We start from the raw sequence: 17,157 nt of genomic DNA, 5'->3' as shown, positions 1-17,157 counted from the left end.
GGATCGTCCCGGCCGGAGGGCGCGGGACGCGCGCGGTTCGCTGGCCGGGGGCGGGCGTGGCGGAGGCCGCGCCCGCGCCCCGCGCGGCGGGCGACCGGATCAGTCCTGGTTCTGCAGCTCGTCGGCGAGCGAGGCGATCTCCTCGATCGCGGCCGCCAGCTCCTCGGCGCCCTTGGACTGCTCGCGGGCCGCCTGCTGCGCCTCGACCGCCGCCTGGCCCGCCTGCTTGGCCGCGGCGGCGATCTGGTCGACGCCGCGCTGGGCCTCCTGGACGTTGCGCAGGATCATGTCGGAGCCCTGGAGGATCTGCCGGTTGCCGTCGAGCACGATCACCATGTCTTCGGCGGTGGTCCCGAGATCGCGGGTGATCGCCTTGTTCTTCTCGACCTCGGCGGCGGCGGCGGCGGAGATCTCCTCCAGGTCGCGGCGGACGAAGACGATCTGGTCCTGGATCGCCTTGACGAGATCCTTGATCCGCTCGGCATTCTCCGAGGAATCCCGGGCGAGATTGCGGATGTCGGTGGAGACCACCATGAAGCCCTTGCCGAACTCGCCGGCCCGGGCCGCCTCGATCGAGCCGTTGACGGCCAGCATGTTGGTCTGGATCGCTACGGTGGTGATGGCATCGACGATCTTGTCGATCTTCCGGCTCACCTGCTCCAGCGCGTTGATCTGCTCGCGGCTCTTGTTGGTCTCCTCCAGGGAGCGGGTGACGCCCTCGACGAGGCCATCCACCGCGGCGCGGTTCTCCTGGAGCTGGGTGCTGATCATGCCGCCGCGCTCCAGCGAGTCCCGCGCCCGTTCCTGCGCCAGGGCGGCGCCCTTCTCGATCTGGGTGATCGCGGCGGCGGATTGCTGGGAGGCGGACGATTGCTGCTGGGCGCCGCGGTTGATCTGGTCGAGGGCGGTCATGATCTGGCTGGCGGCCCGGTTGATCTCCTCCACCGCCGAGGACAGCTCCTCGGCCGCGGAGGCGACCTCCTCCGCGCTCTTGCCGATATCGGTGGCGTTCTTCAGCTCGTCGGCGAGGGTCGAGAGCTCGGTGGCGGCCTGCTCGCTCTGCTCGAGCGCCGTGGTCTGCTGCTCGACCGTCTTGAGCGATTCCTGGCAGGCGGAGGATTGCTCCTCGGCCGCGGCGGCGATGGCCTCGGACCCCTTCTGGGCCTCGAGCGCCGCCTTCTCCGCTTCGAGCGCGGCCCGGCGGATGTCGTCGCCCGCGCTCATGATCGCGACCATCGCGGAGCGCACGCTCTCGAGCTGCGCCGTGATCGTCTTGCCCTTCTCCACCTCCTGCCGGGTGCTCTCGGCGGCGCCGTTGATGCCGTCGGCGATCACCTTCACGTCGCCCTGGATCCGGCCGATCAGCTCCTGGATCTCCTGGGCGCTCTTCTCGGAAGTCTCGGCCAGGGTACGGACCTCGTCGGCCACCACCGCGAAACCCTTGCCGTGCTGGCCGGCCCGGGCCGCCTCGATGGCCGCGTTGAGGGCAAGGAGATTGGTCTGGTCGGCGATGCGGGCCACCGCGCGGACGATGTCGCCGATATTGGCGGCCTGACGCTCGAGCTCGACGATGAGCTTGACCGATTCCGACTGGCGCTCGGCGGCGGTGGCGATCGAGACGATGCTGCCTGCGATCTGCTGGCTGACGCCCGCGATCAGGGTCTGCAGGGCGCCGCTCTTCTGGCTGGAGATCTCGGCCTCATTGCGCGAGGCGATGATCGCCTCGGAGACGCCGGTCACCGCGCGCTGCGACTGCTCGGCGGCGCCGGCCGCCTGCTGCGCGCCGCTGGCGATCTGCTCCATGGCCTTGCGCAGCTCCTCGGCGGCGGAGGAGGCCTCCGTGACGCCGCTGGCGAGCTCGGTGGTGGCGGCCGCGATCCGCTCGGCGGCCTTCTGCTGCTTGGCATAGGTGCGCGCCTTGCGGCGGTGCTCCTCGTTGAGGCGGCCGAGCTGGTTGAGGGTGCTGTGCTCACTGCCGCGCGCGAGCGATTGCTGCCCGGAAAGGGCGGCCTTTTTGACGAGAGCCATGGAGACGGTCCCTGGGCGTGTGGCCAAGATTGCACGCCCCGGCACTGATCATGTCGATGATCCAGTCACCCGCGGAGCGGACGGATCATGGATAGTATTGCCTGGTTAATTTTTGGTAAATCTTTCGGCTATACGCGTAAAAACGTCAAAATAAAATCACAAGTTGTAAATAAATATGAGTCATACTTTGGATAATAGCTACGCGAGGGCAAAAACGGCAAGACCATCGCAATTTTTGACTATTCCGATTCGAGGCAGCAGGGCCCTAAAGGCTTGTCCGCGTTGTCGGATCGCTTCGGAGAGCCCGCGCGTTCCGCGTCCTAAAGAGATTCCCCCGTCGCAAACTCATCTTCCGTCAGGTTTAGCCGTGCAATCTGAGGGTTATAAAGGGCGCGCTGAGCGATAGGGTATTGCACGGTGTAAGGCTTTTATTGGTCGCGCTTGTGTTGTTGCGCCCCGCGCCACTTGCGACGGTGCCCACCCTCCCCTGTCGGAACGGTCAGGCCGTTTCCCCGACGCTCAGAGGCGTGCGCGTCAGATAGGAGGCGATCGCTTCGGGCGGCATGGGCCGGGCGAAGTGATAGCCCTGGAAGACGGTGCAGCCGATGGCCTTGAGATGTTCCAATTGCTCCGCTGTCTCGACGCCCTCGACGATGCAGGTCAGGCTCATGTCGCGGCACAGGGCAATGAGGGATCTGACGATCTTGCTCGAATTGTTGTCGGTGCCCAGATCTTTTACGAAGCTCTTGTCGATCTTGACCTTGTCGACCGGCAGGCAATTGAGATAGCTGATGCTCGAATATCCCGTGCCGAAATCGTCGATCGAGATCTGAATCCCGATCTTTTTGAGCATATTGACGTGTTCGACGGCGGTGTCCGCATTCGACATCATCGCGGTCTCGGTGATCTCCATGTCGATGCGGCGCGGATCGAACCCGCTGGCGGCGATCACCGCCATGAGGGCACGGATGTTCTCGGCGCTGGCGACATCGTGAGCGGAGAGATTGAACGACAAGCGGATCGGGGGCGGCCAGGTCGTGGCGACTTGCAGGGCCTTGCGCAGGAGGATGGGCGTGAGCCCGGTGATGAGCCCGGCTCGTTCCGCCGCCGCGATGAAGGTCGCCGGTGCGACGGCCCCCAGCGTCGGGCTCGTCCAGCGCGCCAACCCCTCGAAGGCCAGGGGACGCCCCGTCGCCGCCTCGACGATGGGCTGGAAGACGAGATGCAGTTCCTTCTCCAGATCGGCGGTCCGGAGCGCGGCCTCGATGGCAGCCTGTTCCTTGATGAGGTCTTCGTGACGTTGGCTCGACATCACGATCCGGCCGCGCCCCAGGCGCTTGGCATGATACAGGGCGTGGTCGGCCCGGTCGTAGAGCCGCTCGGGCGTCTGCTCCCGGTCCGTCAACACGGCGAAGCCGATCGAGCCGCTGACCGTCAGCACGACGTCGTCCAGTCGGATCGGTTGCCGCAAGGCGTGTAGGGCGCGCTCGCCGAGGGCCACGAGGAACTCCTCGGAAAGGGCGCCCTGTACGATCAGGGCGAATTCATCGCCGCCGAGGCGACAGGCGATGGCGTCATCGCCGAGGGTCGCCCGCAGCCGCCGGCCGACTTCCCGCAGGACGCCGTCCCCGATTCGATGGCCGTGCAGATCGTTGATCTGCTTGAAGCCGTCGAGGTCGATGATCCCGATGGCAAGTTTCGGTTCGCCGGGCGCAAAGCCTTCGAAGAGGGTGGCGAGTTCGGAGAAGAAATGCCGTCGGTTCGGCAGATCCGTCAGCATGTCGATATTGGCCAGGCGCCGATTCTCGCGGCTCAGATGTTCCGTCTTCGCATGCTCGCGCGCGATCGAGTCCCTTGCCTCGACCAGGTTCGCGAACTCCCGCGTATAGCTCTGTGTCGCGAAGACCATCGCGGCCGTGACGACGGTGATGTTACAGGCGATCGCCCAGGCGCTGCTCGTGTCCTGGCTGAGCAGCATGCACAAACAGGGGATCGTGATCAGGCAGACCATGATCAGGGCCGCCGACCGCAGCTGCATCAGGCAGAAGAAACTGCACATCGCCGATGAAAGCATCGAAAGGATGAGCATCATCCTCGTGTCTTGATCGCCGTAATGATAAAGCGCAAAATTTATCGCGATATAGATCGCGGTCATGCCGAAGAGCCACTTCTGGGCTCTTGCGAGAATGGCCGCGGCAGCCTCGGCCGTGAGATCGTCGTCGCGATGTTTGATCCACCATGCCGCGCGCAGGAGGCTTGCCGATGGTGCGAAAATGCCAAGGAGCAAGCACAGCCATCCCGGCGCTTGAGACGAGAACACGTAAGCGATCGCCATCTTGCTGGCGCCGACGGACAGGTAGAGGGCGGGCATCTTGTGGGCGAAGGCACGGAACTGCGCGAGTGCCAAACTTGATGAGGTTATCTCCTGGTTGAATGTTGTATTGGTGCCGGGCATTGATCGATGTGCCTTGGAAAGCAGTTTAGGCTTGGATCACCTCACGATCATTTGAAGTTTTTCTCGAAAATCTGCATCTGTAGAGCTGGATTCCTGCAATTTTTGATGTGGATAATTCGGTAAAATCCAATGAAACTCGCCCTTCGTGCGAGGATTTCGCGGCCCTGAGAGGGCGCGCGCCCGGGCGCAGGGTGCAGATCTCTCCCGCGAAGCGCCGTCGGCTGCTTGTGAGGCGGCGTCGCCAGGAACATCTGGCCTGGCCGCGGGCCTGCCTTCGTGGCGGGCCCTCCCCGCGCGGGCCAGCGACGGCTGCGGCGATCCGGACGCCACGCCGTCTGCTCCGGCGTGCCCGAACGGCCCTGATCGCGCGTCCCCGATCGTACGTCCTGCCCGGGCCTCCCGGCCTAGGTCGTGATCTCGGAAATCGCCAATGTCTCGGCGCGCTGGACATGCGAGAGGCTGGCCTGGAAGGCGGTCTCGCCGTCGCGGGCCCGGATCGCGGCCACGATGCGCCGCATCTCCTCGGGGCCGTCCGTGGCGCGGCCGGGCGTGGCGATCGTGATCGAGCGCAGATGCGTGATGCGCATGTGCAGCGCCGACACGATGTCCCAGGCGATCTCCCGGCCGCTTGCCAGGAACATGCGCTCGTAGAACTCGGCGGTCGCTTCGAGGATCAGGGCGGCATCGTTGGTCGCGTAGCCATGGGCGATGCGGTGCAGCCGCGCGTCCAGCGCGTCCGCCACCGCCGGCGCGTCCGGACTCTCGGCGCAGCCCCGGGCGGCCAGCGCCTCCAGATAGCCGCGCACCTCGTAGATCTGGCGCGCCTGCGCGCGGGTGAGCACCGCGACGATCGGGCCGCGATTGGGAACGATCTCGACGATGCCCTCCGCCTCGAGGTGCCGGAGCACCTCGCGGACGACGGAGCGGCTGACGGCGAGCTGGTCGCAGAGCTCGCGCTCGACCAGGCGGTCGCCGGGCTTGAAATGCTGGTCGAGGATCGCCCGGCGCATCTTGTCGAGCGTCATCTCGCGCAGCGACTTGGTTTCCCGCTCGACCCGTAAGATCCCCGCCACCATCGAAGCCCGCTTCCTGCCTCGCTCGCCCCCCGCGACGCCTCATGGCGAGGGCGCGGGCGGGTGCCCAGACGTCACATAGCATACCGAATCGGTACGGCCCCGCCTGGTGTGCGGCAGACGGACCGCCCTGCCCGTTCCGATAGGCTGGGCGGTAGCCGGCCCGCAAGCGCTGACCTCCGAACCGGGTCCGATCCGTGGGCGCTGCAAAAGTTTTGTGCATGTCAATAATTTCATCGGTCCGGCTTTGTGCCGAATAGACTGATTTATATTGCGATTTCTCGATAAATGTCTGCAGGGAACACTTTGTGCGCTGCAATGTGGATGAGAAATTGAGCAAAATGATGCGCAAAACGCCTTGCGGTCTTATGGTATACCGTAATACGGCTACGCCCATCGCAGGGAGTTGCCCGTGTCGTCGATCCGCAAGCTCGTCGCTTATCAAGAGACCACCTTCATCGAGGGCGGACGCTCCGCCCCAAGGCCGCTCAAGCTGTTCGGCATCGCCGCCGTCCTGAAGAATCCCTGGGCCGGCCGCGGCTTCGTCGAGGATCTCCGGCCCGAGATCCGCAGCATCGCGCCGGAGCTCGGCGCCCTGCTGACCGCCGAGATCATCGGCGCCGTCGGGTCCGGCGAAGCGGTCGAGGGCTACGGCAAGGCCGCCGTCGTCGGCACGGATGGCGAGGTCGAGCACGCCTCGGCGCTGATCCACACCCTGCGCTTCGGCAATCATTACCGGCAGGCGGTCGGGGCCAAGAGCTACCTGAGCTTCACCAACACCCGCGGCGGGCCCGATTGCCCGATCGTGATCCCGCTCATGCACAAGCACGACGAGGGCATGCGCTCGCATTACCTGACCGTGCAGTTCTCGATCCTCGATGCGCCGGCTCCCGACGAGATCGTGGTCGCCCTCGGCGCCTCGGTCGGCGGCCGCCCGCATCACCGCATCGGCGACCGCTATCAGGACCTGCGCGAGATCGAGGCAGGCGATGCCTGAGGTCGCCTCCCGAAGCGTCCCGACCGGCGGCACGGGGCGGCGTACCCTGATCGTCTCCGCAGGCGCGGAGACGGGCGCGACCCCGATCCTGTTCATCCACGGGGTCGGCCTCGACCACACCGTGTGGCGGCCGCAGATGGCGGCCTTCGCCGGACAGCGTCCGATCCACGCCTACGACATGATGGGGCATGGCGGCTCGGACGGCCCCGCGGGCAAGCCGGAGCTGGCGGATTACGCCGCCCAGCTCGTCGGCGTGCTCGATGCCCTGAAGATCGAGCGCGCCCACCTCGTCGGCCATTCCATGGGGGCGATGGTGGCGCTGGAAGCGGCCCTGTCGCATCCGGAGCGGGTGGGCAGCGTCACCGCCCTCAACGCCGTCTATCGCCGCAGCGCCGAGCAGAGCCAGGCGGTCCTGCGCCGGGTCGAGGCCCTGGAGGCGGGCGAGGCCGGCCCCGGCGTCGAGACGACGCTGGCACGCTGGTTCGGCTCTCCGGTGCCGCCGTCTCTCGCCGAGGAGGCGGAGCGGATGCGGGCCCTGCTGGAGCGGGCCGACGGGCGCGGCTACGCCCTGGCCTACCGGGTCTTCGCCACCGCCGACGCCGCCTATGCCGCGCGTCTCCCGGGTCTGTCGGTGCCGGCCCTGTTCATGACCGGCCAGCACGATCCCAACTCGACCCCGGACATGACGCGGGCCATGGCCGCGGCGGTTCCCGGCGCCCGGGGGCTCGTCCTGTCGGGCGAGCGCCACATGATGCCCCTGGTCGGGGCGGCCCGGGTCAATGCCGAGATCGCCCGCTTCCTCGCCGGCCTCGAGGCGCAGGAGCCCGCCGCGGCGCCGAAGCGCTTCCGCAACGCGCTGGGCGCCTTCGCCACCGGCGTCACCGTGGTGACGACGCTGCAGGAGGATGGCGAGCCGCGGGGATTCACCGCGAACTCGTTCAGCTCGGTCTCCCTCGATCCGCCGCTCGTCTCGATCTGCATCGCCCGCACGGCGTCGAGCCATCCGGTGTTCAAGGCGGCGCCGCGCTTCGCCGTGAACATCCTGGCCCAGGATCAGCGCGACGTCTCCGGCGTCTTCGCCTCCAAGCGGCCCGACAAGTTCGAGCAGGTGGCCTGGGCCTCCGGCGCCACCGGCTCGCCGGTCCTGGAGGGCTGCGCGGCCTGGTTCGATTGCCGCCTGCATCAGGTGGTGGCGGCGGGCGACCACGACATCCTCATCGGCGAGGTGGTGGATTTCGACGGCAGCGGCCGGATGCCCCTCGGCTATTGCCGGGGTGCCTATGTCGAGTTCGGCCTCGCCCAGGAGGCCGTGGCCGCGGCCGCGCGCTCCATCGAGGTCAAGGCGATCCTCGAAGCCGAGGGCGAGATCCTTCTGGTCGAGGCGGCCGACGGGACGCTCGCCCTGCCCGCCGCGCACCGCCTGGAGCCGCTTTCGGATCCGACCAGCCTCCACGGCAAGCTCGCGGAGCTGGGCGTGGCGGCGGAGCTCGGCTTCCTGTTCGCGGTCTACGAGGATCCGGACGCGCCCGGTGCGCCGACCTCGATCGTCTATCGCGGCGCCTTCTCCGGCACGCCGGGGCGCGGCACGCGGCTGTGGCCGGTGACGGAACTGGCCGATTGCCCCGTGCGGGATCCGGCGAGCCGGACGATGCTGGAGCGCTACGCCCGCGAAAGCCGGGAGAACGCCTTCGGCGTGTATTCGGGCAATGCCTCCGAGGGCCGGGTCTACGCCCTCCGGCACGATTCCGCAGCCTGAGCCCGGCTGCCGCTCGCAACGCCCCGCTCGCGAGGAGCGGGGCGGACCAGAGATGACGAGACCCGGCCCTTACCGATCTGGGCATGGCTCTCGCGTTCCGAAGCCGAGGCCGACATGAAGTTCTCTCTCTTCGTCCATATGGAGCGCTTCGACGACGCGCAGCCCCATGCCGCGCTGTTCGACGAGCTGACCGATCTCGTGCAGACCGCCGAGCGGGGCGGCTTCGAGACGGCCTGGATCGGCGAGCACCACGGGATGGAGTTCACGATCGCTCCCAACCCCTTCATCAATCTCGCCTATCTCGGCGCGCGCACCACGCGCATCCGCCTCGGGACCGGCACGGTGATCGCGCCGTTCTGGCACCCGATCCGGCTGGCCGGCGAGGCGGCGATGACCGATCTCGCCACCGGCGGGCGCCTCGATCTCGGCATCGCCCGCGGCGCCTACAGCTTCGAATACGAGCGCCTGATGCCCGGCCTCGACGCCTGGGGCGCCGGCCAGCGGATGCGCGAGATGATCCCGGCGCTGCGCGGCCTCTGGGCGGGCGATTACACCCACGAGGGCGAGTTCTGGCGCTTCCCGAAGACCACGGCCTCGCCCAAGCCGGTGCAGCGGCCGGAGATCCCGATCTGGGTCGCGGCGCGGGACCCGAATTCCCACGCCTTCGCCGTCGAGAACGGCTGCAACGTTCAGGTCACGCCGCTCGCCTCGGGCGACGGCGAGGTCGAGACCCTGATGGGCCGCTTCAACCAGGCCTGCGCCAACGCCCCCGCGGTGCCGCGCCCTCAGATCATGCTGCTGCAGCACACCTTCGTCTCGGACTCGCCCGAGGAGACCGCGCGGCTGAGCCAGGATCTGAGCCGGTTCTACTGCACCTTCGGCGCCCTGTTCCAGAACAAGCTTCCCATCGAGCAGGGCTTCCTGCGCGGGGTCGATGCCGCGGTGCAGGCCTCCATGCCGCAATACGCGCCGGAGACCATCGCCCGGAACCTCGTCATCGGCGAGCCCGAGGCGGTCGTCACCCGCCTCAAGGCCTACGAGGCGATGGGCTACGACCAATACGCGGTCTGGATCGACAGCGGCATCGAGCACGCGCGCAAGAAGCGCTCGCTGGAGCTGTTCATCCGCGACGTCATGCCGGCCTTCGCGTGAGCACCCCCGCCATGCTGCCCACCTTCCGCGCCTATATCGACGGCGCCTTCCCCGAGCCGGCCGCGACCTTCGAGAGCCTCGATCCGGCGACCGGCCGCCCCTGGGCGCGGATGCCGGCGGCGAGCCCCGCCGATGTCGACGCAGCGGTGCGGGCCGCCGACCGGGCCCTGCGCGATCCGGCCTGGGCCGACCTCGTGCCGACCCGGCGCGGCGCGCTCCTGATGCGGCTCGCCGACCTCGTCGCCGCGCGGGCGGGCTATCTCGCCGGGCTCGAGACCCGCGACACCGGCAAGATCATCCGCGAGACCCGCAGCCAGATCGGCTACGTCGCGGAGTATTATCGCTATTTCGGCGGCCTCGCGGACAAGCTGCACGGCGCCCACCTGCCGGTCGACAAGCCGGACATGGAGGTGTTCACCCGGCGGGAACCGATCGGCGTCGTCGCCGCGATCGTCCCCTGGAACTCCTCGCTGTTCCTCTCGGCGGTCAAGCTCGGGCCGGCCCTGGCGGCGGGCTGCACCGTGGTGCTGAAGGCCTCGGAAGAGGCGCCCGCCCCGCTGCTCGCCTTCGCCGAGCTGGTCCACGAGGCCGGCTTCCCGCCGGGCGTGGTCAACATCGTGACCGGCGATGCGGCGGGCTGCGGCGCGCCGCTGACGCGCCACCCCCTCGTCGCCCGCGTCGCCTTCACCGGCGGCCCCGGCACCGCCCGCCACATCGTGCACAACACCGCCGACAACCTCGCGGCGACCTCGCTGGAGCTCGGCGGCAAGTCGCCGGTGCTCGTCTTCGCCGATGCCGACCTGGAGAGCGCCGCCAACGCGGTCGTCGCCGGCATCTTCGCCGCCGCCGGCCAGAGCTGCGTCGCCGGCTCGCGCCTGCTGGTCGAGCGCCGCGTGCACGACCGCTTCGTCGCGATCCTGGCCGAGAAGGCCCGGGCGATCCGCCTCGGCGTGCCGGAAGACCCCGAGACCGAGGTCGGCCCGCTCGCGACCGCGCGCCAGCGGGCGCATATCGAGACGGTGGTGGAGGCGAGCCTCGCGGCGGGCGGCCGCCTCGTCGTGGGCGGCGCGCGGCCGGAGGGCTTTTCGGAGGGCTTCTACTACCTGCCGACCATCATCGCCGACGCCCGGCCCGACACGCCCTGCGCCGCCGAGGAGCTGTTCGGTCCGGTCCTCACGGTCATTCCGTTCGAGGGCGAGGACGAGGCGGTCGCGCTCGCCAACGACTCGCCCTTCGGCCTCGCCTCGGGCGTGTTCACTGCGAACCTGACGCGGGCCCACCGCTGCATCCGGCGGCTGCGCGCGGGCATCGTCTGGGTCAACACCTATCGGGCGATCTCGCCGATCGTGCCGTTCGGCGGCTTCGGCCTCTCGGGGCTCGGACGCGAGGGCGGGCTCGAATCGATGCTCGACTACACCCGCACCAAGTCGGTCTGGATCCGCACCTCCGACGACCCGATCCCCGACCCGTTCGTGATGCGCTGAGGAGGAGCCGGTGATCTACGAGATGCGGACCTACCGGCTCAAGACCGGCACCGTCCCCGCCTACCTCAAGCTCGTCGGCGAGGAGGGCATCGCGATCCAGCGCGGCCATCTCGGCAACCTCGTCGGCTACTACGCGACCGAGATCGGTCCGCTCAACGAGATCGTCCATGTCTGGGGCTACCGGGACCTCGCCGACCGCGAGAGCCGCCGGGCCGCGCTCGCCGCCGATCCGGCCTGGACGGCCTTCCTGCCCAAGATCCAGGCGCTGATCGAGACGATGGAATCCAAGATCCTCCGGGCCGCTCCGTTCCACCCGTAGCCGGCCCGAACCCACCACGAAGACGAACCGCTCAGCCGGACACCGCAACCAGCCACACGCATCACAGCCAGAGGGGGCCAGTATGAAGCGCAGGACCATCATCGGCATCGGCGCCGCACTCGGAGGCGTCGCCCTTGCGGCGCTGCCGGCCGCATCCCTGCTGCCGCCGGCCATGGCGGCGGCGGGCAGTCTGGTCTTCACGAGCTGGGGCGGCACCACCCAGGAGGCGCAGAAGACCGCCTGGGTCCGGCCCTTCACCAAGGCCAGCGGCGTCCGCGTGCAGATGGACGGCCCGACCGATTACGGGAAGCTCAAGGCCATGGTCGAGAGCGGCAATGTCGGCTGGGACGTCGTCGACGTCGAGTACGACTTCGCCGCCCAAGCCGCCCGGGACGGGCTGCTGGAGCCGATCGATTTTGCGGTGGTCAAGCGCGACGCGCTCGATCCCCGCTTCGTGACCGATCACGCGGTCGGCAGCTTCTACTACGCCTTCGTCCTCGGCTACGGCACGAAGGCCGTGCCGGCGGCGCCGAAGGGCTGGGCCGACCTGTTCGACACCAAGACGTTCCCGGGCAAGCGCACCTTCTACAAATGGTCGGCGCCGGGCGCGCTGGAGATCGCGCTCCTGGCCGACGGCGTGGCGCCGGACAAGCTCTACCCGCTCGACCTCGACCGGGCCTTCGCCAAGCTCGACACCATCAAGTCCGAGATCATCTGGTGGTCGGGGGGCGCGCAGTCGCAGCAGCTCCTGGCCTCCGGCGAGGTGGCGCTGGGCCAGTTCTGGAACGGGCGCATCGCCGCCCTGGAGCAGGACAAGCAGCCGGTCGGGATCGCCTGGGAGCAGAACCTCACCACCGCCGACATGCTGGTGGTGCCCAAGGGCAGCCGCAACAAGAAGGCGGCGATGGAGTTCCTCGCCGCCGCCACGGACGCGAAGGAACAGGCCGATTTCGCCGCCGCCACCCGCTACGCCCCGATCAATCTCGGCTCGGCCAAGCTGATGGATCCCGCGATCGCCGAAACCCTGCCGGATCGGCACAAGGCGTCTCAGATCAACCTCAACATGGAATACTGGGCCAAGAACCGCGAGGAGATCGGCAAGCGGTGGTACGCGTGGCAGGCCCGGTGATGGGCCCGATGCGAAACGGAGCCGCCACCATGACCCTGGCACGGATGCAGCGGGCCCTGCCGTTGCCAGGGGCGCCCCCTGCCTGGACCCGGCGCCTGCGCGGTCTCGGCGCGGTCCTCCCCGCCCTCGCCCTCGTCGCCCTGCTGTTCGTCGTCCCGGTCTTCGGGCTGCTCCTGCGCAGCGTCACCGAGCCGGCGCCGGGCCTGGGCAACTACGCGACCTTCTTCGGCGGCACGACCTACCTCAAGGTTCTGGGCAATACCTTCCTCGTTGCCGGCCTCGTCACCGCCGCGACCCTCGTCATCGGCTTCCCGACGGCGTGGTTCCTGGCCATCGCGCCGCGCCGGGTGGCGGGACTCCTCACCGGCATCGTCGTCCTGTCGATGTGGACCAACCTGCTGGCGCGGACCTATGCCTGGATGGTGCTGCTCCAGGGAACCGGCCTGATCAACCGGGCCCTGATGAGTCTCGGCCTGATCGCGGCGCCGCTCACCCTGACCAACAACCTCGTCGGCGTCACCATCGGCATGACCTACATCATGCTGCCCTTCATGGTGCTGCCCCTGGCCTCGGCCCTGCGGGCGATCGATCCGAGCGTGCTCCAGGCCGCCTCCCTGTGCGGCGCCACCCGGTGGCAATGCCTGACCCGCATCCTGCTGCCCATGGCCTCGGGCGCCATCGCCTCCGGTGCGCTGATGGTGTTCGTGATGTCGCTCGGCTACTTCGTCACGCCCGCGCTGCTCGGCGGCACCGCCAACATGATGCTGCCCGAACTGATCGCGCAGCTCGTCCAGTCGCTGCTCGACTGGGGGCTGGCTAGCACCGCCGCGACCATCCTGCTGGTCCTCACCCTGATCCTCTACACGATCCAGATCCGGTTCTTCGGAACCCGCGGCGCGGCCTGAGGAGGGACGGATGCTTCTCAGCTATTCCCGCCTCGGGGCCCTGCGCTTCGTGCTCGGCGGCATCGGCCTCGCGGTGGGGCTGTTCCTGCTCCTCCCGATCCTGGTGCTCGTCGCGCTGTCCTTCGGCGACTCGCAATGGATGCAGTTCCCGCCGCCGGGCTGGACCCTGCGCTGGTACGCGGAATTGCTCGACGATCCGGACTGGATCTTCGCCTTCCTGACGAGCCTGCGGATCGCCGCCTGGGTCACGGTCCTGAGCGTGCTCCTCGGTCTCGCGGCCTCCTTCGGCCTCGTGCGCGGCCGCTTTCCCGGCCGGGAGGCGGTGCGGGCGCTGTTCCTGATGCCGATGATCCTGCCGGTCGTCGTGCTGGCGGTGGCGCTCTACGCCCTGTTCCTCAGGCTCCAGCTCAACGGGACGGAGGCTGGCTTCGTCCTCGCCCACCTCCTGCTCGCCCTGCCCTTCTCGGTGATCGCGATCAGCGGCGCCCTGGAGCGGTTCGATCCGGCCATCGAGGATGCCGCCGTGCTGTGCGGCGCCTCGCCCCTCGAAGCCAAGCTCCGCGTCACCCTGCCGGGGATCATGCCGGGCATCGCCACCGCGGCCCTGTTCTCCTTCCTCGCCTCCTGGGACGAGGTCGTCGTCGCGATCTTCATGGCCAGCCCGGACATCCAGACGCTTCCGGTCCGGATCTGGGGCGTGCTGCGCCAGGATCTCTCCCCCGTCGTCGCCGCCGTCTCGACGCTGCTCGTCGCGCTCACGGCCGTGCTGATGCTGCTCTCCGCCGCGCTGAAGAAGAAGGACCTCCGCGCATGAGCGCTTCCTCCGGCCATCCCTTCCTCGCCATCCGCGGGATCCGGCGCAGCTACGGCGCGGTGGTGGCGGTCGAGGCGGTCAGCCTCGACATCGCCCGCGGCGAGTTCGTGACCTTCCTCGGGCCCTCCGGCTCCGGCAAGAGCACGACGCTCTACGTCATCGCCGGCTTCCAGGAGCCGAATGCCGGCGACGTGCTGATCGAGGGGCGCTCGATCCTGAACACGCCCTCGAACAAGCGCAACATCGGCATGGTGTTCCAGCGCTACACCCTGTTCCCGCAGATGACGATCGCCGAGAATGTCGGCTTCCCGCTCAAGGTCCGGCGCTGGAGCCGCGCCGACATCGACGCGCGGGTCAAGGCGATGCTCAAGCTCGTGCATCTGGAGGCCTATGCCGACCGCAAGCCGGCGCAGCTCTCCGGCGGCCAGCAGCAGCGCGTCGCGTTGGCCCGGGCGCTGGCCTACGAGCCGCCGCTCCTGCTGATGGACGAGCCGCTCTCGGCCCTCGACAAGAGCCTGCGCGAGGAGCTCCAGCACGAGATCAAGCGGGTCCACCACGAGACCGGCGTGACCATCCTCTACGTGACCCACGATCAGGAGGAGGCCCTGCGCCTGTCCGACCGGATCGCCCTGTTCCGGCAGGGGCGGATCGAGCAGCTCGGCACCGGGCGCGATCTCTACGACGCGCCCTCCTCCCGCTTCGTCGCCGGCTTCATCGGGCATTCGAACTTCATGCCCTGCCGCATCGACCGTCGGCTCGGCGGTGCGGGGGACGGGGCGATCCTCCTCGCGGACGGGACGTCGCTCGAAGGCCTGTCGCTGGCGGCGATGCCGGCGCAGTGCGAGGCCGGCGTGCTGATGGTCCGGCCCGACGCGATCCGGCTGCACGCTCCCGACAACGCCCCGGCGGGGGCGATCTTCGGGACCGTCGACGAGGCGAGCTTCTGCGGCGAGGCGATGCAGTACAGCGTCGCCACCGCCTGGGGCGACAGCGTCACGGTGCGCATTCCCTGCGATGCCGGCCGCGCACGGGTGGGCGAGCGGGTCGCCCTGGCCTGGCGGCCGGAGCAGGCGCAGATCTTCCCGAACTGACCCGGTCTCGGCCCGGCCCCTCCCGCCGGGCCGGCCGCCGCTGATGTTTCGAGACGAGGACGCGGGCACCGCGCCAGCGGGCGGGCCTTCGATGGGGCACGCACGCCTCCCGGCCTCTCTCATCTTGCGATCGGCACGTCGGATCCGGCGAATATTTGGCGAAATCTAACATTTCATCGAAATGCCTCTCGAATTGGCTTGTCATCTTACGGTCTTCCGTAATACGGTAAGACATCGGAACAGAGGCAGGGATCCGCTCCCCCGCGCAGGGCAAGCGTCGATCCCGCCCGGCTTCAAGTATTTGCAAGATCATTTCAAATATTGATTGCAGTCAAAGAATGCGCGGTCATGGCCGTGCATGGCAATTCGTGTGTCCGGCGCTGTTCGAAGCGACGATCCGCGTAGTGCCTGTTCGATGAATGCGAGAAACGCTCGATCCCTCCCGTGCGGCAACCTTTTCACGGTCTCCGCGCGGTGAGCGCAAGCCCGACGACGGGGCGTGCGCGGTCGGACCGAAGGCCGGGGTCACCCCATTCATCCTCCGTGGGCCGACTCGGCCGCGACACGGATCCCGTCACCCGGACAGGCGAGAGGTAGCGCACCATGAAGTCGATGAAGCTGGCAGCCGTTCTCGCTCTCTGTGCGGGCGCAGGCCCGTTCTGGGAGCATCCCGCCCGCGCCCAGGACCAGGGGACGCAGGAGATCGATGCCGAGCCGAGCCCGGTCAATCGCGAGCAGCCGATCGCGGTGCCCGACCCGACGCCGAATCCCGAGCCGTCGACCGCGATCGGCAAGTTCACCTTCGGCGGCGCGTTCCGGATGCGCTACGACATGCGCTTCGACGATGTCAGCCGGGGCGGCGTCCCCAAGACCTCGGAGCACTTCTCCTTCGATGCGCTGTCCCTGAAGGCGGTCTACGATTCCGACACGATTTTCGGCGCGGCGCAGTATCGCTTCTACGGCGGCAACTTCCTCTACGGGCCGCGCTTCGGTTACGACGGCCATCCGGGCGAGGTGAACTTCCCGATGTGGGCCTATATCGGCCTCAAGCTGACGCCGGAGGACAGCCTCACTGTCGGCATGAATCAGGTGCCGTTCGGCCTGACCCCGTACTTCTCCAACACCTTCCTAGGCTCGCTCGGCTTCGTGATGGGCGTCGAGGAGGTCTACAATCTCGGGCTGAAATACGCCCATGTCGAGCCGGACTTCAATTACCAGTTCGGCTTCTATCCCGGCGCCAACCCCAATGCCTTCGGCCTGAGCCGCGACAGCGCGCGCTATTCGACGAACGTCGTCATCGCGGACAGCTACATCCCGTTCGGGACGCACAACAGCGAAGAGAACATGTTCGTCGGCCGGGCGGAGTACTTCTTCGTCAAGAACGACCTCGCCTCGCTCGCCCTCGGCGCCTCGCTCTGGCATTCGGACATCTACAATTTCGACACCCGGCAGACGGGCTCGAAGCAGCTCGAAAGCGTGCATCTCAACGCCACCTACGGCGCCTGGGGCTTCAAGGCGGTCTATGTCCGCCAGGACATCGATCCGAGGAACCCGATCCGCAACGACCTGCTGACGGTCGGCGGCTTCGACGTGTCGTACAACATGGCCACGCGCGGCAACTTCGTCTCGGCCGACATCTCCTACAAGGTCGCCGATCCGATCGGTCCCTTCACGATCGTGCCCTATCTGAACTACAGCGCCTACTTCAAGGACCGCGCCGATTTCAAGACGTCCGAGCGCTACACTCTCGGCACGATCTGGACACTGACGGCCGACCCGAGCCTCGTGATCTATACGGAAGGGTTGTTCGGCCGGAACGATCCCTATGTCGGCGCGGGGCAGTACACGAGCGGTCTCGCCATGGGCGGCGACAGCAAGTGGAAGAAGGCGTTCTTCGTCAATATCGGATATTACTTCTGAAGAGACCGGGCGTCTCGCGCCGGATCCGATGCCG

The 17,157-nt window shown here is 68.0% G+C and carries 13 protein-coding genes; 10 read left to right on the top strand and 3 right to left on the bottom strand.

Annotated elements, in window-relative coordinates; genetic code table 11:
* Nucleotides 1–99: 99 nt before the first annotated feature.
* From MMB17_RS18955 to MMB17_RS18945, 3 genes are all read right to left on the bottom strand, one after another.
* Entirely contained in the window at nt 100–2,028 is a 1,929-nt protein-coding gene (locus tag MMB17_RS18955; protein WP_241099912.1) for a methyl-accepting chemotaxis protein, read from the bottom strand.
* A 499-nt stretch (nt 2,029–2,527) separates the two neighbouring features.
* The gene (locus tag MMB17_RS18950) at nt 2,528–4,435 is read right to left on the bottom strand and encodes a putative bifunctional diguanylate cyclase/phosphodiesterase (RefSeq protein WP_241099911.1); all 1,908 of its coding nucleotides are present in this window, start codon (nt 4,433–4,435) and stop codon (nt 2,528–2,530) included.
* Nucleotides 4,436–4,887: 452 nt separating this feature from the next.
* Nucleotides 4,888–5,559, bottom strand: coding sequence for a GntR family transcriptional regulator (locus tag MMB17_RS18945; protein WP_241099910.1), 672 nt, complete (start codon nt 5,557–5,559; stop codon nt 4,888–4,890).
* A gap of 403 nt (nt 5,560–5,962) precedes the next feature.
* On the opposite strand from MMB17_RS18945, the gene MMB17_RS18940 reads away from it, so the two are divergent.
* The 10 genes from MMB17_RS18940 (at nt 5,963) to MMB17_RS18895 (ending at nt 17,123) form a co-directional block, all read left to right on the top strand.
* Complete coding sequence (locus MMB17_RS18940) at nt 5,963–6,553, top strand: amino acid synthesis family protein (RefSeq protein WP_241099909.1); 591 nt, start codon at nt 5,963–5,965, stop codon at nt 6,551–6,553.
* Complete coding sequence (locus tag MMB17_RS18935; RefSeq protein WP_241099908.1) at nt 6,546–8,309, top strand: alpha/beta fold hydrolase; 1,764 nt, start codon at nt 6,546–6,548, stop codon at nt 8,307–8,309. Before MMB17_RS18940 ends, MMB17_RS18935 begins: the two co-directional genes overlap by 8 nt.
* Before the next feature lie 114 nt (nt 8,310–8,423).
* Nucleotides 8,424–9,461, top strand: a complete 1,038-nt coding sequence (locus MMB17_RS18930; RefSeq protein ID WP_241099907.1) for an LLM class flavin-dependent oxidoreductase — start codon at nt 8,424–8,426, stop codon at nt 9,459–9,461.
* A 14-nt stretch (nt 9,462–9,475) separates the two neighbouring features.
* Nucleotides 9,476–10,945, top strand: coding sequence for an aldehyde dehydrogenase (locus MMB17_RS18925; protein WP_241102238.1), 1,470 nt, complete (start codon nt 9,476–9,478; stop codon nt 10,943–10,945).
* 10 nt (nt 10,946–10,955) lie between these two features.
* Nucleotides 10,956–11,264 carry an NIPSNAP family protein gene (locus MMB17_RS18920; protein ID WP_238311469.1) on the top strand — a complete coding sequence of 103 codons (309 nt, stop codon included), beginning with the start codon at nt 10,956–10,958 and terminating at the stop codon, nt 11,262–11,264.
* A 172-nt stretch (nt 11,265–11,436) separates the two neighbouring features.
* Nucleotides 11,437–12,393, top strand: a complete 957-nt coding sequence (locus tag MMB17_RS18915; protein WP_238311500.1) for an ABC transporter substrate-binding protein — start codon at nt 11,437–11,439, stop codon at nt 12,391–12,393.
* A 44-nt stretch (nt 12,394–12,437) separates the two neighbouring features.
* On the top strand, nt 12,438–13,298 hold the full coding sequence (locus MMB17_RS18910) for an ABC transporter permease (RefSeq protein WP_238311501.1): 861 nt from the start codon (nt 12,438–12,440) through the stop codon (nt 13,296–13,298).
* Between the two features lie 10 nt (nt 13,299–13,308).
* Entirely contained in the window at nt 13,309–14,112 is an 804-nt protein-coding gene (locus MMB17_RS18905; protein ID WP_241099906.1) for an ABC transporter permease, read from the top strand.
* Nucleotides 14,109–15,203 (top strand): ABC transporter ATP-binding protein, encoded by a 1,095-nt coding sequence (locus tag MMB17_RS18900; RefSeq protein WP_238311471.1) that lies wholly within the window; start codon nt 14,109–14,111, stop codon nt 15,201–15,203. Before MMB17_RS18905 ends, MMB17_RS18900 begins: the two co-directional genes overlap by 4 nt.
* 603 nt (nt 15,204–15,806) lie before the next feature.
* A complete protein-coding gene (locus MMB17_RS18895; RefSeq protein ID WP_241099905.1) occupies nt 15,807–17,123 on the top strand; it encodes a hypothetical protein in 1,317 nt (438 codons plus the stop codon).
* Nucleotides 17,124–17,157 lie beyond the last annotated feature (34 nt).

The organism is Methylobacterium organophilum (assembly GCF_022533465.1).
GTDB lineage: Bacteria > Pseudomonadota > Alphaproteobacteria > Rhizobiales > Beijerinckiaceae > Methylobacterium > Methylobacterium organophilum.
This window is presented reverse-complemented; position numbering and strand designations above follow the sequence as displayed.